At 55.5% G+C, this 22,932-nt stretch carries 19 protein-coding genes; 12 read left to right on the plus strand and 7 right to left on the minus strand.

What is annotated here, in order from left to right; genetic code table 11:
* The first annotated feature begins 43 nt into the window (after nucleotides 1–43).
* The 7 genes from RB_RS18945 (at nucleotide 44) to fliO (ending at nucleotide 5,314) form a co-directional block, all read left to right on the plus strand.
* A complete protein-coding gene (locus tag RB_RS18945) occupies nucleotides 44–1,483 on the plus strand; it encodes an aldehyde dehydrogenase family protein (RefSeq protein WP_164922220.1) in 1,440 nt (479 codons plus the stop codon).
* A 343-nt stretch (nucleotides 1,484–1,826) separates the two neighbouring features.
* Complete coding sequence (locus RB_RS18950; protein WP_007326457.1) at nucleotides 1,827–2,072, plus strand: flagellar FlbD family protein; 246 nt, start codon at nucleotides 1,827–1,829, stop codon at nucleotides 2,070–2,072.
* Nucleotides 2,073–2,090: 18 nt separating this feature from the next.
* Nucleotides 2,091–2,852 carry a motility protein A gene (locus RB_RS18955; protein WP_007326458.1) on the plus strand — a complete coding sequence of 254 codons (762 nt, stop codon included), beginning with the start codon at nucleotides 2,091–2,093 and terminating at the stop codon, nucleotides 2,850–2,852.
* Nucleotides 2,852–3,607 (plus strand): OmpA/MotB family protein, encoded by a 756-nt coding sequence (locus RB_RS18960; protein WP_007326459.1) that lies wholly within the window; start codon nucleotides 2,852–2,854, stop codon nucleotides 3,605–3,607. Before RB_RS18955 ends, RB_RS18960 begins: the two co-directional genes overlap by 1 nt.
* Nucleotides 3,608–3,616: 9 nt before the next feature.
* A complete protein-coding gene (locus RB_RS18965) occupies nucleotides 3,617–4,174 on the plus strand; it encodes a dihydrolipoamide acetyltransferase (RefSeq protein ID WP_007326460.1) in 558 nt (185 codons plus the stop codon).
* A gap of 16 nt (nucleotides 4,175–4,190) precedes the next feature.
* A complete protein-coding gene (fliN, locus tag RB_RS18970; RefSeq protein WP_007326461.1) occupies nucleotides 4,191–4,616 on the plus strand; it encodes a flagellar motor switch protein FliN in 426 nt (141 codons plus the stop codon).
* Nucleotides 4,613–5,314: a flagellar biosynthetic protein FliO gene (fliO, locus tag RB_RS18975; RefSeq protein ID WP_011122222.1), complete on the plus strand. Its 702-nt coding sequence runs from the start codon at nucleotides 4,613–4,615 to the stop codon at nucleotides 5,312–5,314. The genes fliN and fliO overlap by 4 nt, the downstream gene beginning before the upstream one ends.
* On the opposite strand, the gene RB_RS18980 is transcribed toward fliO, so the two are convergent.
* From RB_RS18980 to hpnC, 4 genes are all read right to left on the minus strand, one after another.
* Nucleotides 5,283–7,796, minus strand: coding sequence for an FAD-dependent oxidoreductase (locus tag RB_RS18980; protein ID WP_011122223.1), 2,514 nt, complete (start codon nucleotides 7,794–7,796; stop codon nucleotides 5,283–5,285). The genes fliO and RB_RS18980 overlap by 32 nt on opposite strands.
* An 87-nt stretch (nucleotides 7,797–7,883) precedes the next feature.
* The gene (hpnE, locus tag RB_RS18985; protein WP_011122224.1) at nucleotides 7,884–9,302 is read right to left on the minus strand and encodes a hydroxysqualene dehydroxylase HpnE; all 1,419 of its coding nucleotides are present in this window, start codon (nucleotides 9,300–9,302) and stop codon (nucleotides 7,884–7,886) included.
* Nucleotides 9,299–10,309 carry a phytoene/squalene synthase family protein gene (locus RB_RS18990; RefSeq protein ID WP_007333441.1) on the minus strand — a complete coding sequence of 337 codons (1,011 nt, stop codon included), beginning with the start codon at nucleotides 10,307–10,309 and terminating at the stop codon, nucleotides 9,299–9,301. Before RB_RS18990 ends, hpnE begins: the two co-directional genes overlap by 4 nt.
* Complete coding sequence (gene hpnC / locus RB_RS18995) at nucleotides 10,306–11,205, minus strand: squalene synthase HpnC (protein WP_011122225.1); 900 nt, start codon at nucleotides 11,203–11,205, stop codon at nucleotides 10,306–10,308. Before hpnC ends, RB_RS18990 begins: the two co-directional genes overlap by 4 nt.
* Nucleotides 11,206–11,533: 328 nt before the next feature.
* On the opposite strand from hpnC, the gene ispH reads away from it, so the two are divergent.
* Nucleotides 11,534–12,484, plus strand: coding sequence for a 4-hydroxy-3-methylbut-2-enyl diphosphate reductase (ispH, locus tag RB_RS19000; RefSeq protein WP_164922221.1), 951 nt, complete (start codon nucleotides 11,534–11,536; stop codon nucleotides 12,482–12,484).
* Nucleotides 12,485–12,607: 123 nt separating this feature from the next.
* Here the strand turns inward: ispH and RB_RS19005 are convergent, their stop codons facing one another.
* Both RB_RS19005 and glgX read right to left on the minus strand, forming a co-directional pair.
* Nucleotides 12,608–15,853: an FG-GAP-like repeat-containing protein gene (locus RB_RS19005; protein ID WP_011122227.1), complete on the minus strand. Its 3,246-nt coding sequence runs from the start codon at nucleotides 15,851–15,853 to the stop codon at nucleotides 12,608–12,610.
* Between the two features lie 25 nt (nucleotides 15,854–15,878).
* Nucleotides 15,879–18,080 carry a glycogen debranching protein GlgX gene (glgX, locus tag RB_RS19010; RefSeq protein WP_011122228.1) on the minus strand — a complete coding sequence of 734 codons (2,202 nt, stop codon included), beginning with the start codon at nucleotides 18,078–18,080 and terminating at the stop codon, nucleotides 15,879–15,881.
* 390 nt (nucleotides 18,081–18,470) lie between these two features.
* Here glgX and RB_RS19015 point away from each other — a divergent pair, with 390 nt between their 5' ends.
* Nucleotides 18,471–18,920, plus strand: coding sequence for a hypothetical protein (locus RB_RS19015; RefSeq protein ID WP_164922222.1), 450 nt, complete (start codon nucleotides 18,471–18,473; stop codon nucleotides 18,918–18,920).
* A 117-nt stretch (nucleotides 18,921–19,037) separates the two neighbouring features.
* On the opposite strand, the gene RB_RS19020 is transcribed toward RB_RS19015, so the two are convergent.
* Nucleotides 19,038–20,093: a DUF1559 domain-containing protein gene (locus tag RB_RS19020; RefSeq protein ID WP_164922223.1), complete on the minus strand. Its 1,056-nt coding sequence runs from the start codon at nucleotides 20,091–20,093 to the stop codon at nucleotides 19,038–19,040.
* 436 nt (nucleotides 20,094–20,529) lie between these two features.
* On the opposite strand from RB_RS19020, the gene rpmE reads away from it, so the two are divergent.
* The 3 genes from rpmE to prmC are packed head-to-tail and all read left to right on the plus strand — an operon-like array spanning nucleotide 20,530 to nucleotide 22,748.
* Entirely contained in the window at nucleotides 20,530–20,775 is a 246-nt protein-coding gene (rpmE, locus tag RB_RS19025; RefSeq protein ID WP_007328932.1) for a 50S ribosomal protein L31, read from the plus strand.
* A complete protein-coding gene (gene prfA, locus RB_RS19030) occupies nucleotides 20,772–21,854 on the plus strand; it encodes a peptide chain release factor 1 (protein WP_007328933.1) in 1,083 nt (360 codons plus the stop codon). Before rpmE ends, prfA begins: the two co-directional genes overlap by 4 nt.
* A 3-nt stretch (nucleotides 21,855–21,857) precedes the next feature.
* Complete coding sequence (gene prmC / locus RB_RS19035; protein ID WP_011122233.1) at nucleotides 21,858–22,748, plus strand: peptide chain release factor N(5)-glutamine methyltransferase; 891 nt, start codon at nucleotides 21,858–21,860, stop codon at nucleotides 22,746–22,748.
* Nucleotides 22,749–22,932 lie beyond the last annotated feature (184 nt).

Below are 22,932 nucleotides of genomic sequence, written 5' to 3' on the forward strand. Positions count from 1 at the left end.
TCGACATCACCCTCGTTCCACCTTTGATTTCATCTCGACTTCCATGATCACACTGAATCCGCTTCGTTGGGGCAAACAATACGAGTCCCTCGATTTCAACGACGTCGTTCACTTTGACACGGGCGAACCAATCGCTCGCATTGGAACAGTCGGCGGGGGTATCGTCGGCCGCGACCTGCGAGTGGCTCACAAGGCCCGCGAAGCACTGCTCGAAGTTCCAACCAGCGAACTGTTGCAGATGTGCCGCAAGGCAGCCGAGCTGTTCGAGAAAGAAACTCTGCCGGTCGGTGATTCGCAACAAACCGTTGACGACTTCATCCACCAGCAGTCCGCCAGCACGGGATTGCCCGAGCACATGTGTCGGTCCAACATGTCGAAGAACAGTTTCGTGCTTAGCAACATGGAACAGATTCTGGACTGCCTAACACGTGGTTTGGTCCTATCGATCTTGTCCAAGGGCTACGGAGAAGAAGGGCGTGGCGTCACCGTCAGCTACCAAGCTCAGACACCAATTCTCGGCGCGATCCTTCCGAACAACTCGCCGGGAGTCCACACGCTTTGGCTACCAGCGATTCCGATGCAAATCGGATTGGCACTCAAACCAGGTTCGCAAGAGCCATGGACGCCATACCGAATGGTCTCTGCTTTCATCGAAGCAGGCGTCCCCTCGGCCGCATTTGGTTTGTACCCCGGCGGTCACGACGCAGGCGGAGCGATCATGGCAAAGACCGCACGCAGCATGATCTTCGGCAGTGCACAAACAATCGCACAGCACGCGGGCAATCCAAAGGTCCAACCTCACGGCCCCGGGTTCTCCAAAATCTTGCTTGGCGACGACATCGTCGACGACTGGGAAATGTTCTTGGATGTCATGGTGGAAAGCGTGCTGAGCAATTCCGGCCGCAGTTGCATCAACTGCTCTGGCATTTGGGCGAGTCGTCACACCCGAGAAATTGCCGCCGCAATCGCCGAACGAATTGGCCCAGTCGATGTACGCCCACCGAGCGACCCGGACGCCCAATTGGCTGCATTCACGGTCCCTGCCATGGCGACCGGAACTTACGCCATGGTTCAACAAGATTTGGCCGAGAGCGGTGTGACAGACATGACCGCTGAATATGGCGAGAAGCTGATCGAACGCGAGCACTGCGCCTATCTGCGTCCGATGGTCGTCCACGCGGATTCACCCGACCGAGGTGTCGCTGCAAAGGAATACATGTTCCCATTCGTCAGTGTCGTTGAATGCCCGCAGGACCAAATGCTTTCTCGCATCGGCACCAGCCTGATCGGAACAGTGATCACCTCGGACGAGAAGTTCATTCAAGACGCATCACGTTGCGTGGACATCGACCGACTGAACATTGGCCCGTTGCCGACCAATCGCTTGAATTGGTTGCAACCGCACGAAGGCAACATCATCGAGTTCCTATTCACCAACCGTGCGTATCAAATCGAACCGATGCCAGCGACCGCCAGCGTCTGACCCACATCAGACATGATCAGAGTCGCCCGGACTCACCACCAATATCCAAACGCCGTGAAAGCAACCTGCTTTCACGGCGTTTTTTCTTTGCTGCCCAATGTCGAATCGCGTATGCGTGGTGCCTTCACCCTCATTCGCGGGACGACGAAGGACGGATTGAATCGATTGTTCCGGTTCCGCTGGCGTGTTGCGGAAACACCTCAAGAATCAGGCGGTCGTTGCAGCCTGTCCACAAACGTGACCTACCTTTCAGCAGACCAATTTCGATCGTCAGCACGGTTTTCGGTCGGCGAGCACAATCGCCTGAGCGAACGGTCCACTGAAACCGCGGGGTACGCCAAACATGATCAAGCTCACTCGACTCGACGGCGAAGCCTTCGTCCTGAACGCCGAACTGATTCGATACGTTGAACGACGCGGCGACACATTCGTCACGCTGACCAACGGTGAACGCCTGGCAGTCAAAGAAACGATGGACGAGGTCGTCGACCGATCCATCGCCTACCAACAGCGCAAACATTTCTTGCCGCCGATGCCAGCCGTGCTTCAGTCAGCACCAACGGATTCCATCCCTCACACGACTTCCTAGTTCGAAGAAACCAATCCAATGGACATCGCCAGTCTGCTCGGTCTGATCTTCGCGATCGGCTTGATCCTCGTCTCCATCCTACTCGGTAACGCACCCTTCTCAGCCTTCATCGACATCCCGTCGGGCTTGGTGGTGGTGGGCGGTGCATTCGCGGCTGCCTTGATCTGCTTCCCAATGGGATCGATCCTGAAGAGCCCGATCATCGCGCTCAAAGTGATCCTAAACAAAGGCGAAGATCGTCTGGCTTTGATCAAATCAATCGTGGAACTCGCAGAGATTGCACGACGTGATGGATTGCTGGCTTTGGAATCAAAGATCGGCGAGATCAACAACTCGCTTGTGAAGACCGGACTGCAAATGGCAGTTGACGGAACGGCACCCGAGATCGTGGAAGAAGTCCTTCGCACCGAAGTCGCTGGGATGGCGATGCGTCACCGCGAAGGGAAATCCATCATGGACCAACTCGGTCGATTCGCTCCCGCGTACGGAATGATCGGGACCCTGATGGGACTGATCATGATGCTCCAAGACATGTCTGATCCTTCGGGCATTGGAGCCGGTATGGCGGTCGCACTGATCACAACGCTCTACGGAGCCATCGTCGCCAATGTGTTCTTCAGTCCTTTCGCTGAAAAGCTGGGCCTGATGAGCCGCAACGAACAACTCAGTATGGAAATCGCCATCCGTGGTGTCATGGCCATTCAGTCTGGCGAAAGCCCACGAGCGATTGACCAGAAACTGCAGACCTATCTTCCAGCCAAACAAAGGGAACTGCAGTAATGGACGATGAACCAGAAGAAATCGGCATTCCAGAATGGGTTGTCACGTTCGGCGACATGATGAGTCTGCTTTTGACGTTCTTCATCATGTTGGTCTCGCTCAGTGAGATCAAAGAAGAAGAAACGTATCAAGCTCTCGTCGATTCGATGCAGCAACAGTTTGGCTACAAACGCACTCTCGAAGCGTTGGCACCAGGCGATGCGAAACCTCGCTCGATGGAATTCTCCGTTCTCTCCACGACCGGTCGAGCCAAGAAAAAGGACACTGCCCGAGGCGGCGTTCCTGAGAAAGCTCCAATTGGTGAAGAGCATCACGTTCGTATCGTTCGACCGGGTCACATGACCGCGGTGGGCAGCGTTGTGTTCTTTGAAGTCGGCAGTGATCTGCTGACTCCCGCCAGCCAACGCATTTTGGAACAAACGGCACAGCAACTTCGTGGCAAACCACAACGCATCGAAGTCCGCGGTCACGTTTCGGCAGAGTATGCCGCTCGTACCGTTGGAACGGATGAGGCAATGTTGCTGGCCATTCGACGCGCCGCTGCCGTCAAACGCTACTTGGTTTCAAAGCAAGGGATCGCCTCGGACCGTTTTCGAGTCTCCTCAGCCGAAGCAACCGAACCAATCACTCGGAACGCAACGATCACCAAATTCGGCAACGACTCGCGTGTCGAAGTGTTCCTGCTCGATGAAACAGTGGAGGACCCCAAAGGAACCTCTGATTCCGACTCCAACGACCAAAGTCCTCAGGCTTAAGACAATCCGATGGCCGACGAAAACAAAACCGACGACAAACCTGAACTCGATGATGCTCCGGCAAAACCTCGCAGCAACACCAGTCTGATCGTTCTGTTCGTGGGAATGGTGGTCGTCCTCGAAACGGGAATGTTCTTCTTCCTCGTCCCAAGTGCAGAACAGGTCAGCGCTCTCGCTGAAGCGGAACTGATCCAATCGGTTCAAGAAGGGGCCGAGAAGGCTGAACAGGAACAATCCGATGAAAATCAAGAAATTGAATTTGATCTGGGCGCGTTCGGTGAGACCTTCAGTCCCATCGAAACCGAACGGTCTTTCCGAGTGGAATTGAAGCTCTATGGGCTGATTCGCAAGAAAAACCGCGAAAAGATGGCGAAGGAGTTCGACGCCAAAAACGGCCGTCTTCGCCATGCGATCCGAATGAAGATCCGAAATAGCGAACTGAATGAGCTCACCGAAAACCAATTGGGCTTGCTACAGCGTCGAATTTTGACGACATGTAACCATCTTCTGGACGAAGATCTACTGCTGGGTGTCGGGTTTCACGAATTCCAGCTGATCGAGGAGTGACACGGAGTGCACGATCGTGAGCGAGACGGAGAATCAAACGGAATCCAGCGAACAACTCAATACAGATGATATTGAGGCGTTGCTCAATGAAGCATCGCAGTCCCTCGCTGCCGCAACCGGCGACAAAGAATCCACCGAACGCGATGTGCCGCGACCGTTCGCCCTTGGCGATCTCTCGCCGAATTCGCTTGGTGAAGCTGCCCACGACGTTGATCTTCTCGGCGAAGTCGAGATGGATCTTCGCATCGAATTGGGACGCACTCAAATGCGACTCGAAGAAGTCCTGCGTCTGCGTGCAGGCAGCGTCGTTGCTCTCGACAAACTAGCCGGTGACCCCGTCGACATTTACGTCAACGGCCGACTGATCGCTCGCGGCGAAGTCTTGGTCATGAACGACAACTTCTGCGTGCGAGTGACTGAATTGGTCGGAGCCTCCTCATGATCCGCCTCGCCACCGTAACGAATCGACATTTGTGGTTGGCGTTGATCGCCATTGTCTGCCTTGGCGAAACTGCCGTCGCGGATCAAAGCTATCTGAGCGACACGCTTTCAACGCACAACGTTTCACCTGAACCACCCAAAGTCGTCGGGCGAGGCTTCCCCGCTCTCTCGATGCGTCCGGAAGAGCAAGAATCTTCCGCCTACCAATTGCCATCTGATGGCCAGACATCAGGACTCGAACTCAACCCTGATGGCGAATCTTCGCGTTCGAAAACCATCGCTCCCCTGGTCACGGTTGGATCGAGCCTCGCAATCGTTCTCGCGTTGTTCTGTGGCTTGGTATGGGTCAGCCGTCGGTTCGGCGGCGGTTCCGCCGCTTCCAAACCGCTTTCAGCCGCTACTCTCAGCCCACTCGGGCACATCATGCTCGACCCCCGAACCAAACTGCTGCTCGTCAAATGCGGCCGACGGGTGCTCGTGCTCAGCCAAACATCCACCGGCGTGACACCAATCTCGGAAGTCACCGACCCAGACGAAGTTCGTGAATTGATCGCAAGTTGCTCCGGCGAAGCTCGTGCCGTCTTTGAACAAACGATGCGTCAAATCGAACGTGAACCGGTCGCCTCGGGATTCGTTGAACGTCCCGCCGCTTCCGAACCGGCCCCTTCTAAACCACGTCGACTGTTTGCTTCGGCGTAGGTGCGCGAACCAAACCGTTTCGATCCGCAGCAGCACGGTCAATCGTCGCGTGCCGCAAGATGGCTCCTGCCATCGCCATCCCACTCAGGAAGGCACCTTCGACCCGCGGCCCGCCACACCAATCACCGCAGGCTCCCAGTCCGGTGGTTCGATCCCACAAACAATCGTTGCCCAAAGGCGATACAGGATTCGCGTAGCGCCAACGATGTGCCTGGCTCTCGATCACTCGATGAAAACGTTGCCCCGTCGCCTGCTCCAGTGCAAGAAGCAACTCTTTCGCAACCCAATCAGCAGGCCGTTGCAAGTGCTCCTGCGACCAATCCGTCGACGCGTGCAACACCCATGAACTGAGTGGTTCATCTGTTCGAGTACGACCTGGCTTCGCATCGTTTCGTGCAATCCATGAAAGCGGACCTTCGTTGATAAAAGCACCCACGTATCCAAGGTCAGACAAACCTTCGCCGCGAACCATCACGGACCAACACGGCAACATCTCGACCTGTTTTGCGGTGGCTTCCAGATCCGAATGCCCTGCCAACAATGACGCTGCTTGGGCAGGTGGACAATTCATGATCACGCGATCGAATTCACCACTATCAACTTCGTTTGCTTGCGCACCGGAGGAATTGCCACCGGCATTCTCGATCTGCAGCTTCCAACGTTCTCCGACTTGATGCAACGAACCAACGGTGGTTTGCAACCGAACATCGAGGTCGGCTGCCAAGTGTTTGCCAATCGCACTCATGCCAGGAACACCTACATACCGAGGCGTTCCGCACTTTTCCTCCACAACCTTCCCGCCGGGCTGCAGTTCCACGATCGGCTGAAGCCAAGGCTCGACCAACCCCTGTTGGATCCAACTCCTCACGTGTCTGGCGAATCGATCATCACGAACGGTGAAGTACTGAGCTCCATGGTCGAATCCCCCACCCGAATCGCTACGTCGCGTCGCCAATCGGCCGCCAACGCCGCGTGATTTTTCAAACACCTGAACGTCCAATCCATGATCCTGCAGGGTGCGTGCGGCGACCAGCCCGGCCAACCCCGCACCCACGATCGCAACTCGCGGCAATCCTGCTGCGACCGGACGGTTGATCCATTCGGCAACCTGAGGCTGATCGATGCGTTTGCCCTGCTCTTCGATGGTACGTGAACGCACCTTGCCATAAATCGGTTGTTCTGGTTCAGAAGGACGATCGAACTGACCAAAGGACCACAGAATTCCGCTGTAGCTGATTGGGCTTCGCCCATCGATCGCATACCGATGGTTCAAGTCAATGCACTGAGCGAGTGCCTGACAGGGTTGCGATGTCATTGCCAAAAAAGCTTTGCCCCAAGTCATCCGCAGATTGTGATGCAACTCTCCGTGTCTCAGCAGACTCCTCTGCGCCAGGTTCCACAACGATTGCGACGACTTCCCGCGTGCAAGTGTCTCCCAATCCAAGACTTCGTCTCGAGAATCCTCAGCATGTTTCTCGAGCGTCTCGCGTGACCATTTCGGCAGCACGGCCATGGTGTCGAGGTCTTCCACATGCTCCAGACAAAATCGGAACACCATTTCACGCCATACAACGAGTTCGTCGACGTACTTCCTCGCTCCCATCGCAGCGGCTTCTCGTGCGATGCGAAATGGGCTGATCATCCCGTAATGCAAGTAACCGCTTAAACGACTGACACCCAACGGATCGTCGGGATGATTGCGTTGCCTGGAGTACTGAGTCAAAGACTTTTCACGAAAACGATCCCAACGAGCGTAGCCAGCCCGCATGCCCCCGGGCGTATCCGCGACCGGGCCGACCGAATGATCGACTTTGCACTGGCTGATCAATTCAGCCAAGTCGACATCCTGCAGATCAATCGGGGCGAACCCCAATGGCCCGGTGAACTTCGCTGGCAGCAGGTTAGCTGGCAATTCTTCGTACGGACGAGACAGACGATTCTCGAGCTCACTTTGAATCAATCGTCGAAACTCAAACGCTCGCGTCGGGACGGCATCGACAGACTGAGATGGCACAATGCAACTCGTGTCGACCAACATGATCGGTGTTGTCACCAAACTACGCAGCCGCTCGACCCAACATGCTATTGGTGCAACAGGCATTTCCTCACTGACCAACACCGCAGCCCGGCGGCACAAATCCCTCAGGTGTGGCCCACGCTGCCCATGACGCTCCAAGTGAAACGCGTAGGTAATCCCCCGTGCCTGCAATTCTCGCTGAACGTCTCGGGCACCCTGCATGATAAACGCGTGATGGCGATCTGACGCGTAGGGATATTTTTCAGACAACCCGTGATAAACCAACAGTGGCAAACCGGTTTTGTGAGCCATCCAAATCGCCGCGTCCAATGCTGGATTTTCATGCCCCCGCAAAGCGTTATGCATCCAGTACAGCACCATCTCACCTGGCGGGTGATCGGTTTGATTGGGTGCAACCACCCAACGCCGGCGCTCAGCCAAAGATGCGGGGATCATTTGATCCACAATGGTTTACTCCAGAAAAAATGGGTCGGTCGATTCAATACGGTAGACGCACGGCAAACGAAGGCACTCAGCCTCCAATCACCCTGGCTACCGGATCATTTGACGGGCCAGCCAACCTCGCTTCAATTCCTTTGGAACGCTCAGCTCCTCTGTCCCCCTCGCGACCAATGATTCCAACACTGAGTTGGCTGCCAATTGCCCACTGATCGCCGCTCCTTCCATCGTCGCCGGCCATCCCGTCGCAACTGCATCTCCCGCCAAATGAAGCCCCGGACAAGACGTCTTCGATGCGGGCCGCCGCACCTGAGTCTCTGGACTAACGGAAAAAACGGCATGCGGATCGGTCACAACACGGCTCTTCAACACTTTCGGCATTCCCGCTTTGGGAAACGCCTCGGACAGTTCCCGCACCACTTGAGAAACCAATTTCTCTTTCGGCCAATCACTCCTGGCATGCTGACCGCTGATCACCACTTGATGATAGACACCTTCCGTAGGCGACGCATTTCCGATCGTTTGGATCGGGTCTTGAAAGAACCATTGGGCCAACGTTCCCACCATCACCACATGAGGCATGGGTGTCAATGAACGGTCGAGCCAAAGGTGCAACCCGGTGATTGGCGAGGATGAGAATGATGTCGATTGCTCACCCCAAATCTCCGGAAACCATCGGCGACTGACATGCCAGGGCGTTGCCACGATCACATGGTCAGCAAGCAGAGATTCGGCACCAGAGCGTTCGATGGTCCACCGGTTGGATTCGGCATTCCAGTTCAATTCACGAACAGCATGCCCAAGCTCAAACGCGACCCCGCGCTGATCCAATGGTTTTCGAAACCCATCGCCAAAGATTTCAGACAAAGGACGCCGAGGCACCCAAACATCACTCGCATGCCTCGCACCCGCAAATCCATCGATCATCACTTTCCTGGCAGCGGCCATGGAGACTCGTTTTGGAATGTCGCCCAGAGCGCTGATCAAAATCACGTCCCAAAATCTTTCAAGCGTGTCTTCGGATTGCCCATTGGCTTGCAACCAAACCGAAGCGGTGACATCGATCAACTCGGACTCAGGCGTCCTCATCAGACGCCACAAGGCAGCCCGAATCTCGCGTTGGTTCTTTCGCGACAAATGTTTCAATGAAGAGAGCGCTGATGAAAGATGCAACGGCGGGGGCAACCAACGACTTGGACGGAACCGGCTGAATCCATGCTGCGGATGATAGAACGTCAACTCGCTGTAACACTGAAAGCGATCCAGCAGCCCCATCCGCTGGAGCAGATCCAACAAAGTCGTGCAGCACCCCATCGCAACGTGCTGGCAATAGTCGACCGTTTGACCGGAGCGAGACTCAACAAATGATCCCGCTCTGCCTCCCGTATTGCGTCGCGATTCTGCCACCACAACCTGCATTTCACCACGATGAAAAACACCGGTCCGCGAAAGTGCTTCGGCGGCAGATAGTCCAGCGATTCCTCCACCGACAATGACGACTCGACTCGTCATACCGGTTCATCACCACGAGTTGAAACTGGCTCTTCGACCGTCATCAACTCAAGCGGTGGAACGGGCAGACGTCGGTACAAAGGCCCCACAAAATGATGAGACACGATGCCAATTCGATCCCGCATCCCGAGCGAGACACGACGAGAGACCACAGCATCCGGATCATCAATGATCCGCTGCAACAGTTTCCGATACGTCCGCCACATCATGCTGAACATTGGGCGACCATCGTCGTGCAACGAATCCCAAACACGCCACCCTGAATCAAACAGCTCCGCCGCGCGACGGGTTTCGTCGAGCAACAAACAACGCAGCCTCGCGTCTTTTCGCGGATTCAACAGATCATCTTCTTCTAAACCATGTTGTTCATAGTGCTGACGAGGAAGATAAATCCGTCCCCGCGCGGCGTCTTCACTGACATCTCGCAAAATATTGGTCAACTGGAATGCCAAACCGCAGTCCACGGCGGCTTGCATCGGCAACGGCGAACGGAAGCCCCAAATATGCAAACACGCGATTCCAACCGCTGAAGCGACCAAGTAACAATAGTGTTCAAGTTGCTCAAACGTATCAAACCGGTTCTTCTGTTGATCCGCCATCACGCCATCGATAATCTCGAGTAGATATCGAGAGGGTATTTGATAGCGATCTGCCGCATGCCGCAGTGCTGGCATGATCTCCGTGGCATGTCGAACCAAATCGACGGACGAATTGGGAGGAATGTTCTCGACACCATCCGCCAATCGGATCGGCTGGCTTCCTTCTCCGATTAGATTCATCGCCGTGGTTTGACGCCACCATTGCAGCCAACTTCTACGCAAAGCAAGCGGTTCGTCGCAGTCACCCAAATCATCGGTCACGCGCGCGAAGGCATACAGCGCCGACATCGCGTCGCGTTTCGCTCGCGGCAACAACCAAAACGAGCGATAAAAGCTGCTTCCCGACCGACGCGAAATTCTTCGCACCGCCGCGTAGCTGGACATCAGTTGTTTGTGGTCAGATGTCATCGCGATGTTTCTCCACGAACACGTCCTGACCTAAACCGTTGCCACATCGCTTGACCGAGCAATCGCAGTTGCGTTGAACGACGAACGACCGGACGAACTCTTAACACGTCAAAATCAATCGCTTCAATCGCGTCGACGGTTGCGAGACCGCCCTCGACGAATAACTTTAGGTCCGCACTCAACCAACCCGGAACCAGATCCACCAAGGGCACCCCGCGGTGAAAGCGTTCTCGTGTTCGTTCGCACAGGAACTTGATCGCCTCGCGAACTTCGCTCGGAGTGGTTTGCCCCGAATCCAAACCCCGGCGAATGGTTTCTTCTTCAAACCCGAACCGGTGCATGATCGACTGCGGGAGATACACCCGACCGATCAAGCGGTCCCGCGAAACATCTTGCCAAAAATTCACCAACTGAAGCGCCGTGCAAATTTCGTCGGACAACAACACATTTTCATCGCTATCCGCATCCGCGAGTCGCAGGATCATTCGCCCGACCGGATTGGCCGACCGGCGACAGTAATCAAGCAATTGTTCTTCGTCGCGGTAACGCACGACCGATTGATCCTGGACAAATGCGTCCAAGAGATCATCCAGCAATTGCCTAGGAATCGAGAATCGATGCACCGTGTCCGCCAACGCCACAAAAATGCCGGCGATTTGGCCGTCTTGCCGTTTAGCCGAATACATCGCCGCAACCGCCTGCCGATACTCCGCCAACGCTTGGACGGCTTTTTCTGGCGTTCCCGACTCATCGGCGAGATCATCTGCCGTGCGGCAAAAGGCATACAAATCGTAGAAAGGCTGCCTTACAGCGCGCGGCAACAAACAAGTCGCCACGAGAAAATTCTCCCGGCTCGCTTTCGCAATCGCCCGGCATTCGGCTCGCGAATCCGCCAAACCGTCGCGAAAGCATCCGCGTCCGTCTTCTCCGTGAATGATCGAGGTGCTCTTTGCCGCCGAACGCCCCGACCCAGTGTTTTCCGATTCGGTGCCCCCAGACTCTGAGCGTCCCGAATCGGCGCACCCCGAACCTCGATTGGGCTCATCCGTGCGATCGAAGGTGGTGGCTGGGGGCAACGAGATACCTGGCTGAGGTCAACGTGAAATTGGGCCGTTGGACGTTTTGGGGCTTCTGCGGTTATTCTAGCGGATGACCAACTCATCAAGAACAAACAGGCTGATGCCCCCGTTTTGACGCCATCAGCGACCTCAAAAATTGACACCCATGAAAATCATTTTGGCGGCTCCCCGAGGTTTCTGTGCCGGGGTCAACATGGCAATTGATTCGCTGGATCTGACGCTGCAGAAATTTGGGCCGCCGGTCTACGTTTACCACGAGATCGTCCACAACCAATTCGTGGTCAAGACTTTTCGCGAAAAAGGAGCGGTCTTTGTCGATACCATCGACGAAGTTCCTGAGGGCGGCGTGTTGCTGTTCTCCGCTCACGGAGTGTCGCCCGAGATACGCAAGGCTGCCCAAGCCCGCAAGTTGCACGCACTCGATGCCACCTGTCCATTGGTCACCAAAGTGCACTTGGAGGCAATCAAGTACGCCAAAGCCGGTTACACAATCATCTTGATCGGCCACGAAGGCCACGATGAAGTGCTCGGCACGATGGGTGAAGCTCCCGAAGCGATTGTGTTGGTTGAAGACGAAGCCGATGTTGATCGCTTGGAATTCGAACCGGGCACCCAACTGGCCTACCTCACCCAAACAACTCTGTCTGTCGATGATGCCGGCCGAGTCATCCGCCGTCTTCGCGAACGCTTCCCTGAAATTCATTCGCCACCGAAGGACGACATTTGTTACGCGACACAAAACCGGCAGGAGGCCGTCAAACTGCTTCGAGAGGACGCCGATGTCATCGTTGTCCTCGGCAGCCAAAACAGCAGCAACAGTCAACGACTTAAGGAACTCGCGGCTGAACAAGGCAAACGAGCAATGCTGGTCGACGGCCCACAAGACCTCGCGGTCGATCAATTTTCTGATGACGACCGAGTGCTGATCACCGCGGGTGCCAGTGCTCCCGAATCAGTGGTTCAGTCAACCATCGATTGGCTGAAAGAGAACTTCGATGCGTCAGTGGACACACAAGTCGTCCGGGAAGAAGACGTGCAATTCCCACTGCCCAAACCCCTGCGAGCTTTCGCGGCCGAACAAGCCGCAGCGAAATGAGTGCCTGAATCAGTGGCATAGGCTTCCAGCCTGTGATGGATCCCCACAATCTAGAAGCCTGAGCCAGACTTTACTCAAACGGCCCCACTCTTCACCAAACGATCGAAACCGTTGAGCTCTCTCTCACCGATCTTCGAACGGTTCCTTCAAACCTTCCACGATGCCGACACGTCGATTGACATCAATGGGCTTGCTGTTGATCGTGTCCCAGCGCTGAACTTCCCCGCTTGGCCATTGCACGGCAATGGAATCTAGCGTGGCAACATCACCCAAGCCAAAATGCAAAATGGCTTCGTTGCGACAGGCGTAGCCATCTCCCGCCGTGACCACACTTGTCCAAACTTGGTCCCCCGCGGTCAACTCGATGTGAGCCCCAATGGCATCCCGCTCGGATCGTGTGCCAATCAGTCGCAATTGGATGTAGTTGCCAACGGCCTCCGTTTCGTTTCGCAACAGTTCCGCTGCGGAATCCGCGTAAGTCACAACCGCGTCCAGACGCCCATCGCGATCGAAGTCGCATGTTGCCACTCCGCGACCAAGACGTTCACGTTCCCATTGGCCGTCGGGATCGTCCATTTTTGCAAGCTCAAAGCGTTTGCCTTGATTGACCAACAACTGCGTCTTCATCCGGAAGGGTGTCCCACGGTCGGTCAAATCCTCGACGTGCCCGTTGGCAACTAACAAATCAATCCAGCCATTGTTGTCGTAGTCCAAACCCTGCACGCCGAACCCAGTCGTGCGTGACGTCAATTGATCGATTCCAAACGCAACGGCGCGATCAGCAAACATGCCCGCGCTGGTTTGGCAAAAATGATTGGCCCATTCGTCGTAGAAATTACTGACATGCAAATCCAGCTTCTGATCGCGATTGAAGTCCGCCATCGCAATGCCCATGCAAGCGTTCTTGTCTCCACCAGGCCCAACCGCGACGCCTCGTATCGCGGCTTGGTTTCGCCATTCTTGCTCCTCGTTTGCATCGCCAGCTTGAAACCAAAAGTGGTTGGCTCGTTGATCATTCGCGACAAAGATTTCGTTCCCTGGCTGCTGGTCCATGTCGGCGATCATCACGCCCATGCCAGTGCTGCGAGATTGCGCTGAATCGCCCAATGATTGTCGCCGTCCTGCACCCTTTCCGTTAGAAACCAACACCTCACTCAATGCCGGTTGGAAATGCAAAGGCCCCGGCAACTTGACCGGCGTCCCATCCGGAGTTCTTTCGATCGGCTTTCGGACCGCAGAATCATCGACGTAATTGACCTCGACAATATCCGGCAATTGATCACCGGTCACATCAGCAATCGCTGCGGAAAGGGTGAACGATTCGGATGACACCGATTCTGTTTCGCTTAGTTCCGAAAGCAGGTGTTTTTCAAACGTCCCGTCGGCTTGATTGATCAACAATGCGTTTTCACCAAAGTTGGCCAGCAAAAGATCCGGCCAACCGTCTTGGTTCCAGTCGCCGGCGGTCACCCCATGCCCGTACCCGCGATCATCACTCATCGATACATCGACGATGTTCGTGAACTTTCCGTCCAATTGACGATACAAGGCATTGGGCTTCACACCCGAACGCGTGGTCGCCTCGCCGGCGGCTTGATTGAAGTAAAAATCAACTCGTCCATCCGCGTCGAAATCCAAACAAGCCACCCCGCCACCCAAAGGCTCATGCAGTCGAAATTCCGACTCGACTGGATCAACCGCATTGAACCACTGAAAGTGGATGCCCACCTCTGACGCCACATCCACCAAGCGAGCCTGGGGCGATTCGATGCTGGTTGGCGGTGGATTGCCGGTCGCAGTTTCGCTGCGTGTTCGCCTGGCGAGTGCTTCCATCCATACGGAACTTTGATCCGCAAACTGCTCGAGATCCAATCCCACCAACAAGACTCGTTCGTCGATTCCTTTGGGGTGTTTCGTGAACGTTTCCTGCGTTGTTCGCCTGAGGGTGCTCCAGTCCCTGATCGGATGCATGGACGCCAGAAGCGATTGCCAACCCAGCGATTCCCCGAGACAACCTTGCTTCCAAAGCAAGTCCGCCAAACGGTCGAACATCTCTGCTTGCTCCTCTCGCGACACTGGGCTGGATTGTGCGTTCCAAAGTTGATTCGCGAGCCACTGAGTCTCGTCCAATTGCAGCAATCGCTCGCTAAGACGTTCGCGAGCATCCTTGAGCGAACCTTCCCTCGCAGAAACGACCTTCGACTCGGCGTCCAAAACTTCCAACGTGGCGGAAAGGCTATCCCAGGCGACTTGGCTGTGCGGTTCGCGACGGATCGCTTCTAAGAAACAGCGAGCCGCAAAGTCGTTTCGGCGGCTGAGAGTTGCTGGCTTCACGTCCGTTTGCGATGCGAGCACTCCATCGCGCAGTGCGATGCCCCATGACAACCAATAGGCCGGGTAACGACGAAGCCGCTTAGCGTCCGTCTCAATCGCCCAATCAATCCACTGGGATTCTTGCTGAGCCGACGCATACAACCAACCGAGCATCGCGACGGCGGCGGGATCATTGCGTTTGATTTCGTCACTGGTCGCCAACACATCGATGGCTTCCTGCAAATCGCCACGACTGCGAAGCGCGGCGACAACGCTCAGCACTCCTTTGCGATCCACCGCGTCTCGGTCTTTGATATCCGGCTTGGATTCAAAATTGACCTGAGGCCGATGCGGGTAGATCAACCCGATCAATTCCGGTGGGCTCAAGCCAACTCGTCCGGCCAGCAATCGGTATTGCACGTTGGCATCAAAGCGGTAACCGCGTTGAGCCAGCAAACCGGCGTAGTCTCGTCGCAATTCTACATTCTGCGGATGAGCCTGAATCAACTCCCGTAGCCGCCTCATCGCTTCGCTCGCATCGCCAGCTTCAAAAGCCAAGCTGGCGGCCTGCGATGCGAGTGCGACTTCTTCGGCTGGTTTGGTAGCGATCAACTCATCCAACAACTTGATCGCTTCCGCTGGTCGACCATCTCGAACCTGCTGAGCAATCTGTTCTCGTAGGCTGAAAGGTTCGTTGACGACGGGCTTGGGTTCCTCGTTCGGAACGACCGAATTGGCCGGTGCAGATGGCTTGCAACCGATCCAACAACACAGACACAACAGCCCCAAACACCAACCAAACAGCCAGCACCAACCATCATTGCGATGAGCAAACGTCGTCGGACGCGTGAAAGTCGCCTTGGCAAAGTTCGTCAAAAGGATCAATGGCTGCATGCCTTGATCATAGCCGAATGGCCACAAACGAAGCGATCCGCGACGGGTTTTCTCCCGCCGCGGATCATTGAGAAGCTTGCGATAAGCATCGAAGAAAAGTGCAGCCAACTGGCGGCCAATCCTCCAACCTTCCCGGCACTCAACCGCGGAAGGTGGATTCAAATTTCACCCTGAGTTCTTGACCGGATTACTTTGGCGGCGCGTTACAGACATAGATCCGCATTGAATGACGCCCAACTTCGACGATTCGATTGTTCGGAGGCATTGGACCATCGACATCAGGGTAGATGTCTTCTGGCGGTGCTGCCGCGGTGTCGACAAACAGATTCCACTGAGTTCCACGAGCAATCGCCGGGAAGTGGAATTCGCGGTGATCGCCGGTGCTGTTGAACATCAAGATCACGTCTCGTCCCAAACCTTCCGGATCATCGATTCGGCTCGGGGCAGCAATGTATGCCGCCATCGCCAATTCACCTTGATCCCAATTCAACGGGTCGCCCGATGGACCGTACCAAGACACGTCCGGCACCTTCCGACCATCAACCGGTTGACCAGTCAAGTATTCGCGACGACGGATCGTTGGTTGGTTCTTTCGGAAATCAATCAATGCACTGACAAAGCGGACCAAGTCAGCGTTCTTTTCGACGAGTCGCCAATCGAACCACGAGATATCAGTGTCTTGGCAGTAGGCGTTGTTGTTACCCTTCTGCGTTCGGCGAGCCTCGTCACCGCTGACGATCATTGGCACGCCTTGGCTGGTCAACAACGTCGCCAACATGTTGCGAACTTGCTGGCTGCGGATCGTGCTGATCGCCTTCTTTCGCGTCGGGCCTTCCACACCATAGTTGTCACTGATGTTGTGGTTGTCACCGTCGTTGTTGTCTTCACCGTTGGCTTCGTTGTGCTTGTCCTTGTACGAAACCAAATCGTTCATGGTGAAACCATCATGCGTGGTCACCAAGTTCACACTGCAAGACGGCGGACGTCCGGCGTGTTGATACAAATCGCTGCTGCCTGCCAATCGAGTTGCCAGCGGGCCGAGAGTTCCAGCATCACCACGCCAAAAACCTCGCACATCGTCACGGTATCGACCGTTCCATTCCGCCCAGCGGTGATTGCCAAAGCTACCGACTTGGTAGGCACCCGCTGCGTCCCAGGCTTCAGCAATGATCTTGGTGTCGGCCAACATCGGATCTTCCGCGATCAGTTCCACCATCGGTGGGTTGGGAATCAAGTTCCCGCTCCTATCGCGGCTCAAAATACTGGCCAGGTCGAACCGGAAGCCATCGATGTGGTAGTTGTGGACCCAGTGTCGCAAGCAATGAAAAATCATCTCGCGAACGACGGGGTGATTCCCATTGATCGTGTTGCCGCAACCGCTGTAGTTGCAGTAATGCTGGCCTTCCGAAAGGATGTAATAGACTTGGTTTTCAAGTCCTTTGAATGACAGCGTCGGACCTTGTTCGTTGCCTTCGCAGGTGTGGTTGAACACAACGTCAAGAATGACTTCGATCCCCGCGGAGTGCAGAGCCTTGACCATCTGCTTGAACTCGTTGACCTGAGCACCAGGAGCCGAGTCGTGTGCATAACCGCGATGAGGCGCGAAGAACGCCATCGGGTCATACCCCCAATAGTTTGGTCGCGAGAGCTTTTTGCCCTGCGGGTCCCGAATGGGGAACTCGTGCACCGGCATCAATTCAACCGAAGTGACGCCCAATGACTTCAGATATGGAATCTTTTCAATCACACCGAGGTAACTGCCAGGAGCTTTGACTTTGGCGGTCTTGCTCTTGGTGAAACCACGAACGTGCATTTCATAAATGATCGATTCGCTGACGTCACGACGAACGTGACGATCGCCTTCCCAATCAAACGTGCCATCGACGACCACGCACTTTGGCGGACGCACGACACCATCGGTTTGCTTTTGGTAGGTTCCCGCCAACGCCTGAGCATAAGGATCGATCAACCGAGCCGTGGAATCGAACCGGTGACCATTTTCAGGTTCCCAGGGTCCGCTGGCTTGGAAATGATAAAGTTGGCCTGCTTCGAGGCCCGGTACGTGCAAGCTCCAAACGTCACCCCAACGGTCGGTTCCCCGATCGAAGTCAATGACTTGAGCTGGTTCGCGATCGGTCACCTTGTTGTACAGCAACAACCGCATTTCGGTTGCGGAACGGCTGAAGACCGAAAACTGCACTCCCTTCTCCGTGAGCGTCGCTCCGAATGGCGGGGAGTAGGCGAACTGAAGATCGGGGCACGGTTGTCGCATCAGCATGTAGAGATCGCTCCTTGAGTCGCTGGCCTGATTCGGCTGTCGTGGTCCTTCGAGACCATCGTGTGCTCGGCGAAGTTCGCTGAACCCACATGTGACGAACCGGTCAGGCATTTTCCAGTTGTCCGCTCAACCCTAGCACTCGATCACGGATCGGCAGGCGAAACCCACCACCACGGATCAAATCTGACCATGGACGAAACTCCCTGCATCAAACGAATCGATCGATTCATCAAGGCAAGCTGTTCCGGCACCACTTATGATGCAGATCAGAACACTATTCCGGGCTCAGCCAAAAGGATTGGATGAATCCGACAACCTTTCATTTCAGTCGCTCTCAAACGTCTCCCAAAGAGGAAATTTAGAATCGTGTGACTGCACCATGATATCGTGCATCCAAGCGTCAGAGTTACAAACACGACCACCCGCAGGCGGCCCTGTCGTGCATCTCCCCTTGCAAACAAATACAGGTCCAGATTCCGCCCTGACACATTGAACAGGTCTATGAACGAACAAAACCCGTACCAAACAACCATTGAAATTGCCGAAGACTCGTACAGCACCGCAGGCATGCGGTACGGCGGGATCGGCCGCCTGGCTTTTGCACTCGGCTATTTTGGGATCACGGCCATGCAGTGGATTCTCGCCGCAGTGGCATATTCGGTGACCGAAGCCGGAGTGGTTGCGGTTGATGTCCCGCTGGCGCTGATTGCGGGAGTGGCCACGATTGCTCTGTCTTGGTACCGAATGATCAATCAGGGCAGCAGCGGTTTTTGGGGCTTCGCGACGATCATCCCGCTGGTCAACCTTTTTGTCTTCCTGCGCTGCATGGTCTGTCCGGAAGGCTACGCAGACACCAAAACACTTGACACCGCGGGCAAGGTCATTGGCCTGGTGCTGTTTATCATGTTGCTAGGCTTCATCGGAATGTTTTTCTTCGTCTTCTCGATGTGATGCCTCACCGCTTAGCCACCTTGCCTCCATTGATGCAAACGACCATTCCAGGCAGAAAGCCTGGGAACTTTCGCCCATCCTCTGCCTGACCGAGTGAAGCGAACCCATTCTCGACGATCAAGGAATTTGAATCACTTCGTGCCCTGCTCGTGTCGACATGGACTGCCAAAGCTCAAGTTCAACAGAATCCGTGATGAAGCGAACCGAACCATCCAGCAACGACACGTGAACACCACCCTGGTGATAACTTCGAGAAGTGACCGCTGCGTAGGTGCGAACACCTGCCGGAGGCGACTTGCCTTCCCGCATGTTGGTGAAGTCAATGTCGTATTCCACGCCAGAGATCTCGCACAGAACTTTTTTGTTCGGTGAAAAGACTGTCGTCACACCGGCCTGGTGCACACGGCCATCAATCCATTCGGTGTGTCCCGTCTCAGTTTTGAAATCACCACCCAGAGCACAAATCTCGTCCGTGTTGATCGGCATCGTCATCGTTCCGCTGTGCTTCGCGTCACGAGCATACGGTGTCCAACCCTTGACTTCCGCCAGAGCCATTGTGTTGCTGGTCCCGTCCAAACAATCGCGAAATCCAAGGTAGCGACCGGGAACGAACATCCCATCGCCCACCTGATTCGTGGCTTCATCCAGCACAAACCAAACACCCTCGTTGGTGGCGTAATTCAGTTTGTAATACTGTGGGCCGGACGATCCAAAGCGAGGGTTATCCCGCGGATCGCTGGGGCACTGATATGCAGCGACCCGAAACGACGATGTGGGAACTTGAACGCCGTCAATCGTCAAATAGGACTCTCCGTAATCACGGCTGAAGTCGACCCCTTCGGACAAAGCGGCTTCCTCGAGAAACGGAAGAATGCGAGCCTGCATTGACCACCCCGATCCCTGCCCCGGGTTCGTCCAAGCCGGCGGCAGCTTTTTGTAGGCCGACTCGTAGTTGTGGATTGCGAGAGAGACTTGTTTGAGATTGTTGCCACAGCTCATCCGCCGGGCGGCCTCGCGGGCGGCTTGAACGGCGGGCAGCAACAATCCGACCAGAACGCCAATGATGGCGATCACAACCAACAGTTCCACCAAAGTGAACCCAGGCCGCATCGTCGCGGGGGATTGATTCGTCGAAGGGGCGGTGATGAGTTTCGATGGTGCGAGCGAGCGCATGCAATTGTCCCGAAAACAGGTTTTCGTTGAAGAACAAGCATGGCTGGCGAGAAGTCGCGGCCGATGAAAGGGGCAATCTGGCAAACGAACGCGATTTCGTTTGCTTGTCAGATACGTGAGGCATCGGGGCGTTCTTCGATGGCTGGCTAGCTTTTGAAGGTGATCCGGGGGACTCTAATGCGATCGACTCGCATTATCAAACCCTTCATGGCCAGAAGGCTCAAAACACATCCCCCTCTTTCGGTTCTCAGCTGGCAATGCCGACTGGCCGCCAACTGGTAGGAGGGGATTTCGCCAGCGTTTGAGCCCCTCGCCCTTGAACATTCCACCTGGTTTAACGTAATATCTGGGATTCGACCGACAGCGAATTCACTTGACCGACGGTTCTGTCGAAAACCACCGTCGTAACACCCTCATTGGCTCGAGTTTGAACGTCATGCAAGACGGCATTCACCCCAACTACCAAGAAACGTCCGTCACCTGCGGTTGCGGCAACACTTTCACCACCCGCAGCACGCGTCCCGAGCTGAAAATCGACATTTGCAGCGAGTGCCATCCGTTCTACACCGGCAAACTGAAATACGTTGACACCGCCGGTCGTATCGACAAGTTCCAGAAGAAATTTGCTGCTGGTACCTACGGATCGTTGCAAAAGAAGAAGGCTAAGAAAGCCACCAAATGAGCGGATCTATCCGCGACATCCTCGAGGAAAAACTGGCGCGTTTCGAGAAACTCGAAAACGACATGTCCGACCCGGAAGTTCTCTCCGACGGTGCTCGCATGAGCGCGACGGCCCGAGAACACGGTGGACTGAACCGCTTGGCCAACCAATACCGGACCTTCAAACGCCTGACGGACGAAATCCATCAGTGCGTGGCGATGGTCGCGGACGCTGAGGATGTCGATGAACGAGAAATGGCGGAATCCGAGATGGAATCGCTCCGGAAGGAACGCGAAACCGTTTGGGAAGATCTGCTTTCACTGACCGTTGGCGGCGAAGACTCTCACCGCACGCGGTGCGTGATGGAAATCCGCGCCGGCACGGGCGGCGATGAAGCAGCCCTGTTCGCACGTGACTTGTTCGAAATGTACACCCGCTACGCCGAAAAAGTGGGTTGGAAGACCGAACTGATGGACGCCAGCCCCACCGAAATGGGCGGCTTCAAAGATGTCACGTTGACCCTCGAAGGCGACAATGTCTTTCGTGACCTGCAGTACGAATCCGGTGGTCACCGTGTCCAACGCGTTCCTGAAACGGAAACACAAGGTCGCGTGCACACCTCCGCCGCAACTGTCGCGGTGATGCCCGAACCGGAAGATGTCGAAATCGATCTGAAACCAGACGATTACCGCAAAGACTTCTTCGGTGCTTCCGGCCCCGGCGGCCAGCACGTCAACAAAACCGACTCGGCCGTGCGACTGACTCACCATGAAACAGGCATCGTCGTGCAATGCCAGGACGAGAAAAGCCAGCACAAAAACCTGGCGAAAGCCCTCCGCGTTTTGAAGGCTCGGATCTACGAGAAAAAGCGTGAAGAAGAAGCTGCCAAGCAAGCTGAGGCACGCAAAGGATTGATCGGTTCCGGCGACCGAAGCCAACGCATCCGAACGTACAACTTCCCGCAAAATCGGTTGACCGATCACCGCATCAACCTAACGATTTACAAACTCGATCAAATCATCGCGGGCGATCTCAATCCTGTTACCGAAGCGTTGATCGAATATGATCGCGATCAACTCCGCGGCGACATGATTGACTAATTTATGGCTGAAACCAGCAACGACACCCCGTGGACCGTCATGCGTCTGCTGGAATGGACCACGGACTTCTTCCGGAAAAAGGGTAGCGAATCGCCGCGATTGGATGCGGAAATCCTGCTCGCCCATGCGCGTGGTTGCCAACGCATTGAGCTCTACACGTCGTTCGATAAAGTCCCCGAAGAAGAACAACGCGTCGCCTTTCGCGAACTCGTTCGACGACGCGGTGAAGGCGCCCCCGTCGCCCAACTGGTCGGCTACCGTGAGTTCTACTCGATCTCCATTCGCGTCGACGAGAACGTGTTGGTGCCCCGGCCCGAAACTGAGCACTTGGTCATCGAAGCCATCGACCAAATCAAAGGTCGTCTGTCAGACCGCCCCAGCCCAACGGTGCTGGACATCGGAACCGGCAGCGGAGCGATCGCGGTTGCAATCGCCAAGTCGCTGCCCAAGACGCAAGTCACCGCCGTCGACATCAGCTTGACCGCTCTCGACATCGCCAAATGGAACGTCGAGAACCTGAAGCTCTCCGATCGAGTCACGCTGTTGCAAAGCGATTTGTTCGATGGGCTGGAACCCGACCAAACCTTCGACGTGATCTGCAGCAACCCACCTTACATCAGCCAATCCGAGTACGACGAATTGCCAACCACCGTCCGTGAATTCGAACCTCGCGGCGCGTTGCTATCGGGTCCCGATGGAACCGAGATCATCGCTCGGTTGCTCAACGATTCCGTCCAGCGTCTGAATGATGGCGGCCAACTGATCATCGAGCTCAGCCCCATGATCGCGGGCGTCAGCAAGACGTTGGCCGAGCAAAACGGTGGCTACAAAGAGATCCACCTGATCAAAGACCTCGCCGGCCACGAACGCATTCTCTCGATGCAAAAAGCCTGAACCGGTCCGCGCTGAGGCTCTCTGATCATGTTGCCGACAGAGGCCCTCTGTCGGCAAAACACGCCAGCAAAGCAGCAGACATCGGCAAACTCATCATCCCCGACCTGCGGGGAAACCAAACGCTTCCGCGTTGGGTTGCGCTCATGCCGACGCAGGGCCTCCGTCGGCTACAGGTAGTACGGCA

It is taken from the genome of Rhodopirellula baltica SH 1 (assembly GCF_000196115.1).
Taxonomy (GTDB): Bacteria; Planctomycetota; Planctomycetia; order Pirellulales; family Pirellulaceae; genus Rhodopirellula; species Rhodopirellula baltica.